The following is a 17,266-nucleotide window of genomic DNA, read 5'->3' on the forward strand; positions in this document are numbered from 1 at the left end:
CCTGCGCTGTTTTTTTTTGGGGTGTGTGGCGGGGTTTGTTGGGGGGGGCGCAACAAAGCATGCTTTACCCCCCCCCCTCTTCCTCGTTTCCCCCCCGCCACTATATGTTCCGGTGTCCGCTCAGAGCATGCAGCTCACGCAGCCCTCGACCTCGGTGCCTTCCAGCGCCATCTGCCGGAGGCGGATGTAGTAGAGGGTTTTGATCCCCTTGCGCCAGGCGTAGATCTGGGCGCGGTTCAGGTCGCGGGTGGTGGCGGTGTCCTTGAAGAACAGTGTCAGCGACAGGCCTTGGTCCACGTGCTGGGTGGCGGCGGCGTAGGTGTCGATGATCTTCTCGTAGCCGATTTCGTATGCGTCCTGGTAGTAGTCCAGGTTGTCGTTGGTCATGTACGGGGCCGGATAGTAGACGCGGCCGATCTTGCCTTCCTTGCGGATCTCGATCTTCGACGCCACCGGATGGATGGAGCTGGTGGAGTGGTTGATGTAGGAGATCGAACCGGTCGGCGGGACGGCCTGCAGGTTCTGGTTGTAGATCCCGTGTTCCATGACCGCGGACTTCAGCTGCCGCCAATCATCCTGGGTGGGGATGTGAATCTCGGCGTCGGCGAACAGTTGCGCAATCCGATCGGTTTTCGGCTCCCACACCTGACCGGTGTACTTGTCGAAGTATTCACCACTGGCGTACTTCGACTCCGGGAACCCGCCGAAGTACGTACCCCGTTCCTGCGCAAGCAGATTCGAGGCACGCAAGGCGTGGTAGACCACGGTGTAGAAGTAGATGTTGGTGAAATCCAGGCCCTCCTCGGACCCGTAGTGGATATGTTCCCGCGCCAGGAAACCGTGCAGGTTCATCTGCCCCAGGCCGATGGCGTGCGAGGAGTTGTTGCCCTGTTCGATGGAGGGCACCGAGTAGATATGCGTCTGATCGGAGACCGCGGTGAGCGCCCGGATCGCGGTCTCGATGGTCTGCGCGAAATCCGGTGAGTCCATGGTTTTCGCGATGTTCAGCGACCCCAGGTTGCAGGAGATGTCCTTGCCCACCTCGGCGTAGGTGAGATCGTCGTTGTACACCGAGGGGGTGGAGACCTGCAGGATCTCCGAGCACAGGTTCGAATGGGTGATCTTGCCGGCGATCGGGTTGGCCCGGTTCACCGTATCCTCGAACATGATGTAGGGGTAGCCGGATTCGAACTGCAGCTCGGCGATGGTCTGGAAGAACTCGCGCGCCTTGATCTTCGATTTGCGGATCCGCTTGTCGTCGACCATCTCGTAGTACTTCTCGGTGACGTCGATATCGGCGAACGGCTTACCGTAGATCCGCTCCACGTCATAGGGCGAGAACAGGTACATGTCCTCGTTCTTCTTCGCCAGTTCGAAGGTGATATCGGGGATCACCACGCCCAGCGAGAGGGTCTTGATACGGATCTTCTCGTCCGCGTTCTCCCGTTTGGTGTCGAGGAAACGGTAGATATCGGGGTGGTGGGCGTGCAGGTACACCGCACCCGCGCCCTGCCGCGCGCCGAGCTGGTTGGCGTAGGAGAACGAATCCTCGAGCAGCTTCATGATCGGGATAACACCCGAGGACTGGTTCTCGATCTTCTTGATCGGCGCCCCGTGCTCACGAATATTGGTGAGCAGCAACGCCACTCCGCCGCCACGCTTGGACAGCTGCAACGCCGAGTTGATGGAACGCCCGATGGACTCCATATTGTCTTCGATCCGCAGCAGGAAGCAGGACACCGGTTCACCGCGCTGCTTCTTACCCGAATTGAGGAAGGTCGGGGTGGCCGGCTGGAAGCGGCCGTCGATGATCTCCTCGACCAGCTGCCGCGCCAGCACCTCGTCACCGGCGGCCAGCGTGAGCGCGACCATGCACACCCGGTCCTCGAAACGTTCGAGGTAACGCTTCCCGTCGAAGGTTTTGAGGGTGTAAGAGGTGTAATACTTGAACGCGCCGAGGAAGGTCGGGAACCGGAACTTCTTGTCGTAGGCCTGCTGGAACAGCTTCTTCACGAACGCCCGGCTGTACTGCTCGAGTACCTCGGGCTCGTAGTAGTTCTCCTCGACGAGGTAGTCGAGCTTCTCGTCGAGGTTGTGGAAGAAGACGGTGTTCTGGTTGACGTGCTGCAGGAAGTACTGGTTGGCGGCCTCGCGATCCTTGTCGAACTGGATCTCGCCGTTCGGCCCGTACAGGTTCAGCATCGCGTTGAGGGCGTGGTAGTCCAAGACCTCACCGGGAACGCTTTCGCGCTGCGGGGGCTGCTCCAGCCGGGCCGTCATACCTGCTGGTGCTGTCGTTGTTGCTGCCAAAACAATCCCAATCCCTCTCGGACGCGGGCCACGTCCTCAGCGGTTCCCATGAGTTCGAAGCGGTACAGGTAGGGCACCCCGCATTTGCGGGAGATCACATCACCTGCGAAGCAGAAGGTGTCGCCGAAGTTCGTGTTCCCGGCGGCGATCACCCCGCGCAACAGGGCGCGGTTGTGCCGATCGTTGAGGAACTTGGCGACCTGGCGCGGTACGAATTCCTTATCGGAGCGGGTCGAACCCAGGACGTGCCGACCGCCCCCGTAGGTGGGGACGATCAGCACGTAGGGTTCGTCGACGTGCAACGTTTCGGCCGTGGTGTGCAGGGGGATCCGGAGCGCCGGGAGATCCAGCTTCTCGACGAATCGGTGAGTGTTCTCCGAAGCGCTGGAGAAGTACACCAAGGTATGCGATTCGGACATTTCACCTCCCCTGTTCCCCGACCGAATCGGGCGCGCGGTTCAGCTACGCGGCAACGGTGGCCAGCGCCTTGATGCGGTCGGGCCGGAAGCCGGACCAGTGCTCGTCACCGGAGACGACGACGGGGGCCTGCAGGTAGCCGAGAGCCATCACATAGTCGCGGGCATCGGCGTTCTCGGAGATATCGATGACCTCGTAATCCACCCCGGCCTTGTCGAGAGCCTTGTAGGTGGCATTGCACTGGACGCAAGCGGGCTTGGTGTACACGGTGATCATTCGAGTCCCTCTCTCCTGTGCCAATGTGCGGTGTCTCGCGGTCTCGTTGGTGACGGACCGCCGCCTCCGGGTCGAGCCCTCCGCGTGACTGATCCACAGCGGTTGTGTTCCGTCTGTGGGGCGCGGTGCCGGCACGATCGGATGATCCTGCGCAAACTCCGAGGACCAGCCCTGAAACAGCACGTCCGAGCCGGTTCCGCCCGCCGCCGGCGGGTTCTTCACACCGCCGCCTTCGGGTACCGATGACACTACACCTAGTGGCCGACATTCCGAAACAACACGAGATGTTGCGAGTCACAACGATGTGATTTCACAGCTGTAAGCCGCAGGACAGCGTTGCGACACGCCGAATTCACCGTGGTCCAGATCACAATTGCCGGGGTCCAGTTCCTTTTCAGCAAACGCAACTGCACCGCCTGTCACACCAGTCGCCGGGAACCCCAGCAGACTCTCACGACCCGGCCGGAACAGTCGAGGCGCGACACCCCGGACTCCACACAGCAGCAGGCCGCCCCGTCGTGGACGGGGCGGCCTGCTGCGGAGCCGGATGCGCCGGCTCCGCGACCTGTGAGCGTGGGCCGGGCCCGATTCGCTCGTGCGATCAGGCGTCGACGAGTTTCCCACTCGCCGCATTGACCAGCGCGCGCAGCGCCTCACCCAGTTCGCGCAGCGTCTCGGCATCCTCACGCGGAGGGTTCGCACCGAAACGTTCGCCCCAGGTTGCGAAGTGCAGATGTGCCTCGTCGACGATCTTGCCGCCGGCGACACCCACCGTCTTGACCGCGTCGGCATGCGCCCACTTGGCGGCGTTCGGGCTGATGGAACCGCTCAGGATCGCGACCGGCTTCTCTTTGATCGCTCCCGCACCGTAGGGCCGCGACAGCCAATCGATCGCGTTCTTCAGTACCGCGGGCAGCGTCCCGTTGTATTCCGGAGTGATCAGCAGCAGGCCGTCGCTCGCACCCACCGCGTCGCGCAGGGCCTCGGCGGCAGCCGGAACCGAACCCGGTACGTCGATATCCTCGTTGTAGAACGGGATATCGCCGATACCCTCGTACACAGAGACGTCGACGCCCTCCGGCGCGGTGCCGGCCGAGGCCTCGGCGACCTGCTTGCTGAAGGACGCGCTACGAAGGCTGCCGAAGAGGACGACGATACGGGTCTGGCTCATATTCACTCCTGCGGTACTAGTTGTGTGATGATCGCACTGCCCAGATCAACCGGACCATGGTCCGCTACATTCCCCGGAGGCCCCTCCCCCGCCGTGAACTACGACACACCCTGCCCGGGCCCGGCGGACGAACCGCGCCCCGGCGACACGCCCCGGCCGTACCCGGCGGACGAACTCCATACCGCGCCGATCCGGCCGGCCCACCGGGTCGGCCCACAGCTGCCCGGCACCACCGAACCCGCCGAACGCGCCGACGCCGCCCGCAACCGGCGGCGACTGCTCGACGCCGCCCGCGAACTCGTGCGCGAACACGGCGTGGACGCGCTCACCATGGATGCCCTGGCCAAACGCGCCGGCGTCGGCAAAGGCACCGTATTCCGCCGCTTCGGCAGCCGCACCGGCCTCATGTACGCACTCCTGGACCATTCCGAAACCCTGGCCCAGGAAGCGTTCATCTTCGGCCCGCCACCGCTGGGCCCCGGAGCCCCGCCGATGGACCGGCTCATCGCCTTCGGGCGGGCCCGGCTGCTCGATATCGAAGTGGAGGGCGAACTGCATCGGGCGGCCGAACTGGGATCCCCGGAGCGGCACTATTCGAGCCAGCCCTACCGGGTGCTGAAAACCCACGTGGCGATGCTGCTCCGCGAAGCGGACACACCCGGCGACAACGGCCTGCTGGCCGACGCGCTCCTGGGCGTGCTGGCCGCCGGGCTCGTCCTGCATCAGCTGCGCACCCTCGGCTACACCCGCGAACAGATCGCGAGCAACTGGGAAGCCATGGTTCGCCGGGTCGCCGGACCGGCGGCGCAGTAGAGTGATCCGGCATGGGAAACGTGCGTGATCAGATCATCGCCGAGCTGGGTGTACAGCCGAGTATCGAACCCAAGGACGAGGTGCGGCGCCGCGTCGATTTCCTGAAGGACTATCTGCGCGCCACGCCCGCAAAGGGTTTCGTATTGGGTATCAGCGGTGGTCAGGACAGCGCACTCGCCGGGCGCCTGTGCCAGCTGGCCGCCGAGGAACTGCGCGCCGACGGCGCCGAAGCGCGTTTCGTCGCGGTCCGCCTGCCCTACGGCGTGCAAGCCGACGAGTCCGATGCCCGAGTCGCCATGACCTTCGTCGCGCCCGACGAATCCGTGGTGGTCAACGTCCGTCCCGGCGCGAACGCGGTGGCGGCCGAGGTGGCTTCGGCACTGAAGGTCGGTAAATTACGCGATTTCGTGCGGGGAAATATCAAAGCGCGAGAACGGATGGTGATCCAATACGCCCTCGCCGGCCAGGAGAACCTCCTGGTGATCGGCACCGATCACGCCGCCGAAGCGGTCACCGGTTTCTTCACGAAATACGGTGACGGTGGTGTGGACCTCACCCCGCTCACCGGCCTGACCAAACGCCAGGGCGCCGCCCTGCTCCAAGAACTCGGCGCACCGTCGCGACTGTGGTCGAAGGTGCCGACCGCCGACCTCGAGGACGACCGCCCGGCCCTGCCCGACGAGGAAGCACTCGGCCTGCGCTACAGCGAAATCGACGATTACCTCGAAGGTAAAGACGTGACGGCCGAGGTGTCCGACCGGATCGAATCGATCTTCCGCAACACCCGGCACAAGCGGACGGTTCCGGTCACCCCACTCGACGACTGGTGGCGCTGACCCGACACTCGCTCAGCACACCCGGCCGCCGGGATCGGCGGCGACGGCGCGCAGCAGGTCGCGGACCAGCTCGATGTCCGGGCCGGCCGGACCGCGGAAACGCAGACAGCCCTTGCCCATATCCTGACCGGCCAGTCGTGGCGCGAAGGCTTCCCGGACGTCCTCGCGCATGAGGTAGAACGACAGATAGTTGCGCTGCACGGCAAACGCGACCTCGCTCTTGCCGCCGTACCGGTAGTTGGGCATTCCGTAGGCCATGACCTCGGAATAGCCGGTGAGTTCGGTCCGGCACAGGTCCCGCAGGACGGTCGCGTGGACCCGCCTGTCGTCAGGGAGTCCGGCCAGGTAGGTGTCGACATCTGCTGCCGTGCTCTGCACCACGGGCATACCCTAACGCCGCGCAAGGACCGGTTGCGTGAGAAGGCCGAGGTAGCGCCGGGGCCGCCGCCGTTCGCGCGTCCGGAGGCTCGGCGCCCACCGAGCCCGGACCATAGAGCGTGTCCTCGACCCGCTCGGCGGGCAGAGCGGCGGAGTGCGCTATCAGCGACCACCACGCCCGACGACACCTCCTCGCTCAGCATTGCGGGCAAAAGATTCCTGCGCGCCGACTGGCAGCCGCTGTTTCACGCGCACCGGCATCTATGCACCGGGCCCCTCGGCCCGGCAAGTGCGCTCGACCTCGGCCAGCCGGCGGCGCAGATATCCGCGCGCGGCATCGTTTCCGGCGGCCACCAGCGCGATCCGGTAGTTCTGTGCGGCCTCGGTGAAGCGTCCGGCTCGGCGGTACAGGTCGGCGCGTGCGGCCGCTATCGGCTGCCCCTCGCCCACTCGGCTGCCGTCCGCGACCTCCTCCAGCGCTCGCAGACCCGCCTCCGGGCCGTCGCGGAAGCCCACCGCGACAGCTCGGTTCACCCGGACCGCGGGTGACGGCGTGTAGCCGAGTAGTTCGTCGTAGGCCGCCACAATCGCAGTCCAGTCGGTGGCCGCCCAGGTCGGGGCGACGGCGTGCGCCGCCGCGATCCGGGCCTGGGCCAGGTACGGCCCGCCGCCCTCGGCCGCCACCAGCAGACAGTTCAGCCCGGCCCGGATCGCCTGGCGATCCCACCGGCCGCGGTCCTGCTCCTCCAACGGGATCAATTCGCCGTCGTCGCCCCGGCGTTGCGAGCGGCGGCTGTCGGTCAGCAGCATGAGGGCGAGCAGTCCGTGCGCCTCGGCTCGCACGGCCCGCTCCTCGACCGGTAACAGCCCGCACAGCAGCCGCCCGACCCGCAGCGCCTCGTCACACAGTTCGTCACGCACCGGCGTGGGGCCGGCCGTCGCGAAGTAGCCCTCGGTGAACAGCAGATACACCACCGCGAGCACCGTCGGCGCCCGTTCCGGCAGCAGATGTGCGGGCGGCACCCGCAACGGTATCCCGGCGTGCCGGATCTTGGCCTTCGCGCGACTGATCCGCTGCGCCACCGTCGCCTCCGATTGCAGGAAGGCCCGGGCGATCTCGGCGGTCCGCAGACCGCACACCAGCCGCAGCGTCAACGCCACCCGCGATTCGGGCGCGAGTGCGGGATGACAGCAGGTGAAGATCATCCGCAGCTGGTCGTCGGGCAATTCGCTCACCTCGATATCCGCGGGGCCCGGTGCGGTCAGTACGGCCTCGTGTTCCTTGCCGTGGCGCGCGGACTCCCGGCGCAGCCGGTCCAGGGCGCGCCGGCGGGCGGTCGTGGTGATCCAGGCGCCCGGATTCGCCGGGGCACCGTCGCGGTCCCAGGTACGCAACGCGATCGCGAACGCCTCCTGGACCGCGTCCTCGGCCAGAGCGATATCACCGGTGAACCGGGCAAGGGTGGCCACCGCGCGGCCGAACTCGGCCCGGTACACGCCATCGAGATCGACCGCCGGCCGCGCCGCGCTCATGCTCCGAGGTTCACCACCTGCCGGACCTCGGTGCCGCCGCCGGGCCCGATCGGAATCTTCGCGGCGATCTCCGCAGCGGCGCGGCGATCCGGCGCTGTGAACAGGTACAGACCGGCCACCACCTCCGCTGTTTCGGTGAAAGGTCCATCGGTGAGCAGCGGTGGACCGTCGGTGCCGCGCACGGTGGTCGCGGTGGACGGCGGTTGCAGCGCGCCGCCGCCGCGCAGCACCGCCCCGACCCGCTCACCGAACCGCTGGTGCTCGGCGACCGCGGCATCCCACTCCGGCGTACCCGGCGTGAGTGTCGAATCCGCCTGCTCCCACAGCAGCGCCATCCACCAGTCCGGTCCCGGCTCGCCATGTGGCAGCCACTGGACCAGCGGACGGAGCTCGACCGCCCCCGTCGCCACCGCCGGTAGCTGCCGGACAAGCTCCGTCGCCGCGTCCAGGTCGGGCACATCGAACACATAGAACCCACCGACCACCTCGGCGTGCTCGGCGAACGGCCCATCGGTGACCAACGTGTCCGTGCCACCCTGCCGGATCGTCACGGCGTCCGCCGACGGATACAGCGCGGCCCCGCCCGCGATCACTTCGGCGACCCGGGCGTCGAACGCCGCGTACTGTGCGACTTCCGCATCGAACTCCGCCGTGCCCGGTTGCGCCACGGCTTCGCCCTCGTCCCCGGTCAGCAATGCCAGGTAATACATATCGTCATCCTTCCGCGTCGGTGAGGAGCCCGATACCCCTCTCACCAAAACGACGAGCGGGGATGCCGATCTTCGACACAACCGGAGAATCTCGGCAAAACACGACAGGAGATGTCGTGTTTGCCCGAGACCATGGTCAGACGACCGGCGGACAGCCCGAGCGGTCGCGGCGACAGAGAGGATTCCCCATGGGATCTCAGATCAACTCGTGCATCACATTCGACGGCAACGCGCGACAGGCCATGGAGTTCTACCAGCAGGTCTTCGGTGGCGAGCTCGAGCTGGGAACCGTCGCGGACTTCGGTTCGCCGGACGCACCCGACGCCGACAAGATCATGCACTCCCGCCTCGACACTCCCGCCGGCTACACGCTGATGGCGTGGGACTTCCCTGACAACAGGCCAGGCCACCCGCCCTATCGCCCGGGCAACAATGTCGCGCTCTTCCTGAGCGGCGAGGACGGCGGCGAACTGCGCACCTCTTTTCAGCGGCTCTCGGAAGGCGGCACCGTCACTCTGCCGCTGGAGAGGCAGGTCTGGGGTGACGAGGCGGGCTCGGTCGTCGACCGGTTCGGGATCACCTGGATGGTCAACATCAACATCAACATCAGCTCCGGCGCCACTGATCGGCAGCCGCTCCGAACGCCCGGACACTAACCGCCGGCGAAGGGTGGGAGGACGTCGACGCGAGGGGTGAGGGCGACCGTGGTGTCGCGGGTCAGTTCGTCGCCCACCAGGTAGGCGCAGACAGCGAGCATCTTGTCGAGGTCCGGGCCGTAGGTGGCGGCCAGGCGGGTACGCAGGTCGGCGACGGTGGCGCCGGGCGGAAGGTCCAGGGTTTCGGCATCCTTGCCGACCGCGTCGGCGATGGCGGCGAAATAGCGGACCTCAACCACCTATTGCTCCCATCGTGCGTTCCGGTGGGACGAAGTCCGCGGCATCGATACCGTGACCCGCCCATTTCTGCCACATGGCGCCGCGCCACAGCTGCGCCAGATCCTCGTCGCTCGCACCCGCGCGGAGCACGCCGCGCAGATCGAACTCCTGATCACTGAACAGGCAGGATCGGAGCATACCGTCGGCGGTGAGGCGGGTGCGGTCGCAGGTATCGCAGAATTTGCGGGTGACCGAGGCGATGATGCCGACGGTGGCGGGCCCGCCGTCGACCAGCCAGGTTTCGGCGGGGGCGGACGGGTCTTCGCGGCCGGCGGCGGTGAGCCGGTAACGGGTGCCGAGCACATCGAGCAGTTCGGCGGCGGTGACCATATTGGCCCGCGCCCATTCGTGGTCGGCGTCCAGCGGCATCTCCTCGATGAACCGCAGTTCACAGCCCTCGTCGAGACACCAGCGCAGCAGGTCGGGGGCGCCGTCGAGGGTTTCCCGCATGAGCACCGCGTTCACCTTCACCGGCGCCAATCCGGCCGCGCCCGCGGCCCGGATCCCGGACAGTGCCGATTCCAGCCGGTCGCGACGGGTGAGCCGGGCGAAACCGGCGCGGTCGACGGTGTCCAGGGAGATATTGACCCGGCTCAGGCCGGCTTCGGCCAGCTCGGCCGCGCGATGGCGCAATCCGATCCCGTTCGAGGTCATCGCCAGGGGGATCTCCGGGGCGGCGGTATGGCAGCCGGCCACGATCTCCTCCAGATCGCGCCGCATCAGCGGTTCCCCGCCGGTGAAGCGGACCTCGCGAATCCCCAGCTCACGCACCGCGAGGGTGACCAGCCTGACGATTTCGCCCGCGGTGAGCAGTTCTTCCTGCGGTATCGCGGGCAGCCCCTCTTCGGGCATGCAGTAGGTACAGCGCAGCGAACATTTCTCGGTAATGGAAACCCGCAGGTCGCGCGCGGTGCGGCCGAACCGGTCCACCAGCAGCGGCGTTTCCGGACGCCCATCCAGCGAGGGGCGCCCGGACCGCACTGTGGGTATCCCCATATCGACCAGCGTCACCCCACCATTATGGACGCCGGGCCGCCACACGCACCTTTCCTCCGCCGAATCGCTCCATAATGCCCGGCCCATGGTCCGCGCGGGCGTGGCGGACGGCGGGCGATACGGCGACGCGGGTCCGGCCGCCGCCATTAGTCTGAGCGCATGATCTCTCGGCCCGCCAGTCCCCCGGTCCGGTCGGCGGACGACTACCGCGACACCATCGAACAACTGTTGCGCCCACTCGCCGCCCGGCCGGTCGATACGGTGCCGGTGGCCGAAGCGCTCGGCCGGCAACTGGCCGCAGACATGCATGCGCCGATCGATCTGCCGGTATTCCGGAATTCGGCGATGGACGGTTACGCGGTCCGGGCCCAGGATGTGGCCGGACCACCCGTCGATCTGCCGCTCACCGGTGTGGTGGCCGCCGGCGACCCCGGCCTGCAGCCACTCGCCCCCGGTACGGCGCGCAAAGTGATGACCGGAGCACCGCTGCCGCCGGGCGCAGACTGCGTGGTTCCGGTGGAGGATACGACCGCCGGCGCCGATACCGTCCGGATCGAACGCGGGCGGTCGGCAGGCGACTTCGTCCGGGAACCGGGCAGCGATGTGCGCGCGGGCGCCGAACTGGTCACCGCCGGCACGACCCTCGCGCCCCGGCATATCGCGGCATGCGCCGCGGCCGGACTGGCACGGCTGCCGGTTTTCGCGCCGGTGCGGGCGGTCGTCATCAGTACCGGCGACGAACTGGTCGCGCCGGGCAACCCGCTGCGACCCGGTCAGATCTACAACTCGAACGGTATCGCGCTGGCCGCGGCGCTCACCGCCAACGGTGTCGAGGTCGTCGCGATCCAGCACAGTGGTGACGACCCCGGCCACTTCCGGCAGCTGCTCCGCACCGCCGCCTCGACGGCCGATCTGGTGATCACCACCGGCGGTGTCTCCAAGGGCGATTTCGAAGTGGTGCGGGAGGTGCTGATCCCGCTGGGCGGCGATTTCGGTGCGGTGGCCATGCAGCCGGGCGGACCACAGGGCCTGACCGTGGTGGACGGCGTCCCCGTGCTCAGTTTTCCGGGAAACCCGGTGAGCGCCGTGGTGTCGTTCGAGGTCCTCGCCCGCCCGATCCTGCGCCGCCTGGCGGGGCTGGGGCCGGCACCGGAATACGAACTTCCGCTGCTCGGCGCGGTCCGGCGCTCGCCGGAGGGGCGGCGGCAGTTTCTGCGCGGCAAACTGGTGTGGAAGGGTTCACAGCCGCGTGCGGTGGACGTGGTTTCCGGGCCCGGATCGCATCTGGTGGCGAGTATGGCGGCGGCCGATGTGCTGATCGATATCCCGGCGGCGGTTACCGAACTTCCGGCCGGAGCGACTGTGCGAGTGTGGACGTTATGAGCGAATTGTCGCATGTGGATTCCGCGGGCCGGGCCCGGATGGTAGATGTGAGCGCCAAGGCCGACACCACCCGGATCGCCGTGGCCGGCGGGGAACTGCACACCACCCCTGAAGTGGTCGCGCTGGTACGTGCCGACGATATGCCGAAGGCCGATGTGCTGGCCACCGCCCGGCTGGCCGGTATCGCTGCGGCGAAGAAAACCTCCGAACTGATTCCGCTGTGCCACCAGCTCGCACTGTCCTCGGTGAAGGTCGAATTCGGCTTCACCGACTCCGCGATCACGATCGAGGCATCGGCCAAGACCACCGGCCCGACCGGGGTGGAGATGGAAGCCCTGACAGCGGTCGCGGTCGCCGGGCTCACCTTGCACGACATGGTGAAGGCGGTGGATCCGGCGGCGATCCTGAACGGCGTCCGGCTGCTCACAAAGGAAGGCGGCAAACGGGGGCACTGGACCCGGCCGGAGACCCCCGCGGATCCCGGGCCCCGCACCGGCCCTGGCTCCGCACCGACACCAGCCCCCGACAGCGCCACTCACGCGCACACCCCAGATGGCAGCCCCCACACACAGGACGACGGAGCGCTTGCCACCGCGGGCACTCACGAAGGTGCGCCCGGCGGAGAGCCGAGCGGCACGGCCGTGGTGGTGGTGGCGTCCACCGGGGCGGCGGCGGGCACGCGGACCGATACCACGGGGCCGCATCTGGTGTCGTGGCTGCGGGCGCTCGGGTATTCCACGCGTGACCCGCTGGTCTACGCCGATGCCGATATCGCCGAGGGGTTGACCGAGGCGCTGCGGACCGCGCCGGACCTGGTGGTGACCACCGGCGGAACCGGCGCGGCGCCTTCGGACGGAACACCGGAAGCGACGGCGGCCGTGCTGGATCGGGAACTGCCCGGGGTGGCCGAGGCCATCCGGCAGCGGGGTACCGCGAAATTCCCGCTCGCGGCGTTGAGCCGGGGTGTCGCGGGGCTGGCCGGACGGTCGGTGGTGGTGAATCTGCCCGGCTCACCGGGTGGTGTGAAAGACGGTATCGCGGTGCTCGAACCGCTGCTGGGGCATCTGCTCGCGCAGGTGGCGGGCGGCGGGGCACACGAGGGCGGCCAGGGGGCACCGCGGGCCGAGAGGGGAAACGAGAGCGCTCATGCCTGAAGAATCTGCACAGCTTCCGGGCGGGACCGGCGAGGTCCGGCTTGCCGAAATCAGCGACGGGCCGTTGGATCCCGCCGTCGTGGACGCCGCGGTCCGGGGTCCGAGTTTCGGCGCGGTTGTCGTATTCACCGGATTGGTCCGCGATCACGACGGCGGGCAGGCGGTTTCGGCGCTGGAGTATTCGGCGCATCCGCAGGCGACCCGGTTCCTGCGCGAATGCTGCGCCGCGATAGCGGAATCCACGGGCCTTCCGGTGGCGGCCGTGCATCGGGTCGGCGATCTGGCGGTGGGCGATCTGGCGATCGTCACGGCGGTGGCTGCGCCGCATCGCGCCGAGGCGTTCGCGGCGTGTTCGGCGCTGGTGGACCGGATCAAACACGACGTGCCGATCTGGAAACGGCAGATGTTCGCCGACGGTATGTCGGAATGGGTGAACGCCTGCGGTTGACCGCGGCTCAGACGGTGCTTTCCACGGGAATGTAGCGCCAGAGGCCGAGCATGGTCTGTTCGTCGAGCGGGTCCGGGCCGGTGTGCACGGTTGCGCGTAGCCGTTCGTGTACCGCGCCGGTGTCCAGGCCGGTGCCGATCAGCACCAGTTCGGTGTTCCCGGCGCGGGAGCGGCGGGCCGGTTCCAGGGTGATGGCCCGGCCCACCAGGTGCACGACGTATCGCCCGGTATCCGGTACCGCGAATGTTACGAAACCCTTGGCGCGGAACAACCCCGGTGGCGGATTCTCCAGGAATTCGATGAGCCGGCGGGGATGCAGTCCGGTGGCGGCGGTGAACACCGTGCTGGTGTAGTCGTCGTGCAGATGACGGTGCTCGTCGCCGTCGGGGTCCGCGTCGTGGTCGTGCAGGAGTTCGTCCAGGCTCAGCTGTTCGCCTATCCGCGGAGTGTCACGGTTACGGGGGTCGAACAACAGGCCGGGGTCGATACGGCCGCGGGTGGTGGCGTACACCGGGACCCCTTCGGTGATCGCCGCGATCTCCGACCGCAGTCGCGCTACCTCGCCGGCGCCGAGCCGATCGACCTTGTTGAGGACCACCAGATCCGCCAGCCGCAGGTGGCTCACCAGTTCCGGATGCCGGCCGCGGGTGGTCGCGAATTCGGCGGCATCGACCACTTCGAGCAGACCGCCGTAACGGATGCGGGGGATCTCGCTGCCCACCACCATCCGCACCAGATTGCGCGGTTCGGCCAGTCCACTGGCCTCCACCACGATCACATCGATCCCGGCCCGGGGATCGGTCAACCGGGTGAAGAGTTCGTCGAGTTCGGTGACGTCCACGGCGCAGCAGACGCAGCCGCTGCCCACCGATACCATCGCGTCGACCTGCCCGGCCACCAGCATCGCGTCGATATTGACGGCGCCGAAATCGTTGACCACCACACCGATCCGGGTGCCGCGGTTGTTGTGCAGCAGACCGTTGAGCAGGGTGGTCTTCCCGGCGCCCAGGAATCCGGCCACGATCACCACGGGTATGCGCTCAGCCACCCGACCACCTTACTGAGTCGGCTCCCGCCATCGGCAGCCCGCCATCGGCGAGGAGAATTGATTATGTTTCAAATTGCCTGTTGTCCGGAATTCCCGTTCACCGGACTTTCTTTCGTGGAATATGGGAAAAAATTCCGCAATCCCAGAAATCGGTATGGGGATTCTGGTAAACGTGCCGGGGAGATCGGGGAATCTCGAATACATATCGGAACAGAATTACCTAGGAGTACCGGATGCGTGCAGGTACGTTGCCGGCCGCCGTGGCACTGCTGTCGGCGGCAATCATGCTGGGCAGCGGTAGCGCGGCCGCCCAACCCGCCGATGTCATCCCGAACGACGGCGTCTACCGGGTCGGCGTGGATATACGACCCGGCGTCTGGGAATCACCCGGACCCGTGGATCCCGCCCACGGTTGCGATTGGCGACGCCTGTGGCAGATCGAGGGCGACAACACGAATATGCAGTACATCATCGAGAACAACTACACGAAGCTGGGCCCGGTCCGGGTCACCGTGAAACCGTCCGACGCCGGTTTCCTCACCCGTAATTGCGGACCGTGGCGGATGGTGCCGCCCGCTCCTACGGGTTCCGCCGGTTTCTGAACCCCGAAACGACGCAGCCCGGTCCCCTGCCATGGGAACCGGGCTCGCCGGGTGGGTCGATCAGGCGTGTGCGCGCAGCTGATACAACCCCTCGGTTTCGGCGACGACCACGCCGTCGACATCGGTGAGCACCGCGCGCAGCGTGAAATCGGCCTTACCGTTCGCCTCGGCCTCCGCGCTGACCCGCTCGATCTCGGCGTCGGTCAGCGTCGCCTCCGCCCGCACGGCCGTGGTGGCGGGCCGGCGGAAACCGATCCGCAGATCCTTCACCAGCGGGTAGAACTTCGCGGTATCGAAACTGGCCACGGCGATGGCACCGCCCAGGATCTCGCCCACGGTGAACAGCACCCCCGCGTACATGACACCGAAATGGTTACCGTTGCCCTCGGCGGGCACGGTGGCCGCGGCATAGCCGGGCCGGACCTCCTCGGCGTGCACACCCATCCGGTGGGCGACCGGGATGGTGTGCTCCAGCGCCGAGTTCACGATCTCGGCGACGGGCGGGTTGCGGGTATCGCTCATAGCAGGACGAGCCCTTCCGGGGTCACGCGACGGACTGTTTCTCCGTGTCCGAGTGGTGTGGATCAGCGTCCGGTACCTCGGTTCCACGTAGCGACGTACCCGCGGTCTCCCGTAGGAACGCCCAGGCGACCAGACCGACGAGCGCGGCACCCACCATGTAGACGGCGGGGAACAAGCTCCAGCCGGTGCCCTCGATCACCGCCTCGTTCACCAGTGGTGCGGTTCCACCGAAGATGGCCGTGGACACGTTGTATCCGAGGGCGAAGCCCGCATAGCGGACGTGGGTCGGGAAGATGGCGGGGAAGGTCGCGCTGATGGTCGACAGCTGCGGTACGTACAGCAGACCCAGCACCACGAAGCCGACGATCGCCCAGCCGGTGCCCTGGCCCATCAGCCAATACATCGGCACGGCGAACACCGCGAGACCCACCAGCGAGAACAACCACATGGGCCGGCGGCCGACCCTATCGGACAACTGCCCGAAGAACGGTACGCACACCATCATGACCACCTGGCCGATCAGCACCATGGCGGTGGTGGTCGACTCTCCCATACCAATGGTGTTCTGCAGGTAGGTCGGCTGATAGGTGAGCAGCGTGTAGTTCGCCACATTCAGCGCCACCACGAGACCGAACAGGATCATTACTTCGCGCCAGTACGTGGTGAGCAGGATCCGCAGCCCGCTTTCGGGATGCTCCTTCTCGTTCACCTCGGTGAAGACCGGCGATTCGTCGAGCCTGGTTCGCAGATACCAACCGATGGCGCCCAACGGGATCGCGATCAGGAACGGAATCCGCCAGCCCCAGTCGTGCATCGCATCGGAACCGAGGATCAACTGGCACAACAGCACGACCGCCGAGCCCCCGACGAACCCGCCGAGCGTGCCGAACTCCAGGAAACTACCGAAGAAGCCGCGCTTCTTATCAGTGGCACATTCGGCCAGATACGTGGCGGCGCCACCGTACTCACCGCCGGTCGAGAAGCCCTGCACCACTCGCAGCAAGATCAACAGGATCGGCGCGAGCACCCCGACCTGCCCGTGTGTGGGCAGGACACCGATCAGACCGGTGGCGGCGGCCATCAGCAGGATGGTGGTGGCCAGGACCACCTTGCGACCCACCCGGTCGCCGAGCGGGCCCCACACCATGCCGCCGAGCGGACGCAGGACGAACGAGACGGCGAACCCGAGCATGGTGCCCAGGGTGCCGAGGTCACCGGGGAAGAACGCGTCGGTGAGGTAGGTGGCGGTTGCGGCGTAGACGCCGTAGTCGAACCATTCGGTGGCGTTACCCATGGCCGAGGCCGCCACCGACCTCTTGAGATGGGGCGTTTCCTGCGGTTTCTCCAGGTGTGCCCCGTCCGGGCGCTTCCCCAGTTGCGGTGTGTCCGGCTGCTGCTCCGTCACGGTCAGTCCTCTCCGGCGGGCGCGGCCAAGTCAACCCGCCCGACCCATCACGTCGCTCTCGCCGGCGACACGATTCCGGCGAGTATCGACCTCAAACCGTTACCCGGGATTTGTCCTGGGTAAACGCGGGCCGACGCCGGACCCACCGGACCGATGGCTTTGATCAGCTATTTCCCAGCTTATGTGAAGGCGGTCACGCCTGCCCTCCATGAGCCGCCGACGCACCGGAAAACAGGCGCGCGGAGCCGGCCGCGGGCGCCGCGCGGCCGGCTTCCAGGCGATGTACGGACATCTGCCGCTGCGGATCGGACAGCTGCCGAACGGCGCGC

General features: G+C 67.1%; 19 protein-coding genes. 7 read left to right on the forward strand and 12 right to left on the reverse strand.

Annotated features, from left to right (window positions below; translation table 11 throughout):
• Window positions 1-120: 120 nt before the first annotated feature.
• The 4 genes from nrdE to ACFWPH_RS05890 all read right to left on the reverse strand — a co-directional run bounded on the left by nrdE (window position 121) and on the right by ACFWPH_RS05890 (window position 4,174).
• Window positions 121-2,280, reverse strand: a complete 2,160-nt coding sequence (gene nrdE / locus ACFWPH_RS05875; RefSeq protein WP_378748412.1) for a class 1b ribonucleoside-diphosphate reductase subunit alpha — start codon at window positions 2,278-2,280, stop codon at window positions 121-123.
• Window positions 2,277-2,729, reverse strand: coding sequence for a class Ib ribonucleoside-diphosphate reductase assembly flavoprotein NrdI (nrdI, locus tag ACFWPH_RS05880; protein ID WP_378748414.1), 453 nt, complete (start codon window positions 2,727-2,729; stop codon window positions 2,277-2,279). Before nrdI ends, nrdE begins: the two co-directional genes overlap by 4 nt.
• Window positions 2,730-2,772: 43 nt before the next feature.
• Window positions 2,773-3,003 carry a redoxin NrdH gene (locus tag ACFWPH_RS05885; protein ID WP_033242116.1) on the reverse strand — a complete coding sequence of 77 codons (231 nt, stop codon included), beginning with the start codon at window positions 3,001-3,003 and terminating at the stop codon, window positions 2,773-2,775.
• 601 nt (window positions 3,004-3,604) lie between these two features.
• On the reverse strand, window positions 3,605-4,174 hold the full coding sequence (locus ACFWPH_RS05890; RefSeq protein WP_378748415.1) for an NAD(P)H-dependent oxidoreductase: 570 nt from the start codon (window positions 4,172-4,174) through the stop codon (window positions 3,605-3,607).
• Window positions 4,175-4,267: 93 nt separating this feature from the next.
• Between ACFWPH_RS05890 and ACFWPH_RS05895 the strand changes: the two genes are divergently transcribed.
• Both ACFWPH_RS05895 and nadE read left to right on the forward strand, forming a co-directional pair.
• Window positions 4,268-4,987 carry a TetR/AcrR family transcriptional regulator gene (locus tag ACFWPH_RS05895; protein ID WP_378748416.1) on the forward strand — a complete coding sequence of 240 codons (720 nt, stop codon included), beginning with the start codon at window positions 4,268-4,270 and terminating at the stop codon, window positions 4,985-4,987.
• An 11-nt stretch (window positions 4,988-4,998) separates the two neighbouring features.
• A complete protein-coding gene (gene nadE / locus ACFWPH_RS05900) occupies window positions 4,999-5,823 on the forward strand; it encodes an ammonia-dependent NAD(+) synthetase (RefSeq protein WP_378748417.1) in 825 nt (274 codons plus the stop codon).
• Between the two features lie 12 nt (window positions 5,824-5,835).
• On the opposite strand, the gene ACFWPH_RS05905 is transcribed toward nadE, so the two are convergent.
• The 3 genes from ACFWPH_RS05905 to ACFWPH_RS05915 form a co-directional block, all read right to left on the reverse strand.
• Window positions 5,836-6,210 carry an iron chaperone gene (locus ACFWPH_RS05905; RefSeq protein ID WP_378748418.1) on the reverse strand — a complete coding sequence of 125 codons (375 nt, stop codon included), beginning with the start codon at window positions 6,208-6,210 and terminating at the stop codon, window positions 5,836-5,838.
• Window positions 6,211-6,462: 252 nt separating this feature from the next.
• Window positions 6,463-7,734: an RNA polymerase sigma factor gene (locus tag ACFWPH_RS05910; protein WP_378748420.1), complete on the reverse strand. Its 1,272-nt coding sequence runs from the start codon at window positions 7,732-7,734 to the stop codon at window positions 6,463-6,465.
• Complete coding sequence (locus tag ACFWPH_RS05915; RefSeq protein WP_378748421.1) at window positions 7,731-8,444, reverse strand: YciI family protein; 714 nt, start codon at window positions 8,442-8,444, stop codon at window positions 7,731-7,733. The genes ACFWPH_RS05910 and ACFWPH_RS05915 overlap by 4 nt, the downstream gene beginning before the upstream one ends.
• A gap of 188 nt (window positions 8,445-8,632) precedes the next feature.
• Here ACFWPH_RS05915 and ACFWPH_RS05920 point away from each other — a divergent pair, with 188 nt between their 5' ends.
• The gene (locus tag ACFWPH_RS05920; RefSeq protein WP_378749395.1) at window positions 8,633-9,100 is read left to right on the forward strand and encodes a VOC family protein; all 468 of its coding nucleotides are present in this window, start codon (window positions 8,633-8,635) and stop codon (window positions 9,098-9,100) included.
• Here the strand turns inward: ACFWPH_RS05920 and ACFWPH_RS05925 are convergent.
• Both ACFWPH_RS05925 and moaA read right to left on the reverse strand, forming a co-directional pair.
• Entirely contained in the window at window positions 9,097-9,339 is a 243-nt protein-coding gene (locus tag ACFWPH_RS05925; RefSeq protein WP_280414616.1) for a MoaD/ThiS family protein, read from the reverse strand. The genes ACFWPH_RS05920 and ACFWPH_RS05925 overlap by 4 nt on opposite strands.
• Window positions 9,332-10,390: a GTP 3',8-cyclase MoaA gene (gene moaA / locus ACFWPH_RS05930; RefSeq protein ID WP_378748422.1), complete on the reverse strand. Its 1,059-nt coding sequence runs from the start codon at window positions 10,388-10,390 to the stop codon at window positions 9,332-9,334. Before moaA ends, ACFWPH_RS05925 begins: the two co-directional genes overlap by 8 nt.
• Window positions 10,391-10,534: 144 nt before the next feature.
• On the opposite strand from moaA, the gene glp reads away from it, so the two are divergent.
• From glp to ACFWPH_RS05945, 3 genes are read left to right on the forward strand one after another with little or no spacing between them, the layout of a single operon-like run.
• Window positions 10,535-11,758 (forward strand): gephyrin-like molybdotransferase Glp, encoded by a 1,224-nt coding sequence (gene glp, locus ACFWPH_RS05935; protein WP_378748424.1) that lies wholly within the window; start codon window positions 10,535-10,537, stop codon window positions 11,756-11,758.
• Entirely contained in the window at window positions 11,755-12,912 is a 1,158-nt protein-coding gene (moaCB, locus tag ACFWPH_RS05940) for a bifunctional molybdenum cofactor biosynthesis protein MoaC/MoaB (RefSeq protein ID WP_378748425.1), read from the forward strand. The genes glp and moaCB overlap by 4 nt, the downstream gene beginning before the upstream one ends.
• Window positions 12,905-13,360: a molybdenum cofactor biosynthesis protein MoaE gene (locus ACFWPH_RS05945; protein ID WP_378748426.1), complete on the forward strand. Its 456-nt coding sequence runs from the start codon at window positions 12,905-12,907 to the stop codon at window positions 13,358-13,360. Before moaCB ends, ACFWPH_RS05945 begins: the two co-directional genes overlap by 8 nt.
• Before the next feature lie 7 nt (window positions 13,361-13,367).
• Here the strand turns inward: ACFWPH_RS05945 and ACFWPH_RS05950 are convergent, their stop codons facing one another.
• On the reverse strand, window positions 13,368-14,408 hold the full coding sequence (locus tag ACFWPH_RS05950) for a CobW family GTP-binding protein (RefSeq protein WP_378748427.1): 1,041 nt from the start codon (window positions 14,406-14,408) through the stop codon (window positions 13,368-13,370).
• A gap of 233 nt (window positions 14,409-14,641) precedes the next feature.
• Here ACFWPH_RS05950 and ACFWPH_RS05955 point away from each other — a divergent pair, with 233 nt between their 5' ends.
• On the forward strand, window positions 14,642-15,010 hold the full coding sequence (locus ACFWPH_RS05955; RefSeq protein ID WP_378748428.1) for a hypothetical protein: 369 nt from the start codon (window positions 14,642-14,644) through the stop codon (window positions 15,008-15,010).
• A gap of 60 nt (window positions 15,011-15,070) precedes the next feature.
• Here ACFWPH_RS05955 and ACFWPH_RS05960 read toward each other — a convergent pair whose 3' ends face one another.
• Complete coding sequence (locus ACFWPH_RS05960; protein ID WP_378748429.1) at window positions 15,071-15,532, reverse strand: PaaI family thioesterase; 462 nt, start codon at window positions 15,530-15,532, stop codon at window positions 15,071-15,073.
• Window positions 15,533-15,554: 22 nt separating this feature from the next.
• Window positions 15,555-16,826: an MFS transporter gene (locus ACFWPH_RS05965; RefSeq protein WP_378749397.1), complete on the reverse strand. Its 1,272-nt coding sequence runs from the start codon at window positions 16,824-16,826 to the stop codon at window positions 15,555-15,557.
• Window positions 16,827-17,266: the final 440 nt, after the last annotated feature.

Origin of the sequence: Nocardia sp. NPDC058499, assembly GCF_042719915.1 — a bacterium.
Lineage (GTDB): Bacteria > Actinomycetota > Actinomycetes > Mycobacteriales > Mycobacteriaceae > Nocardia.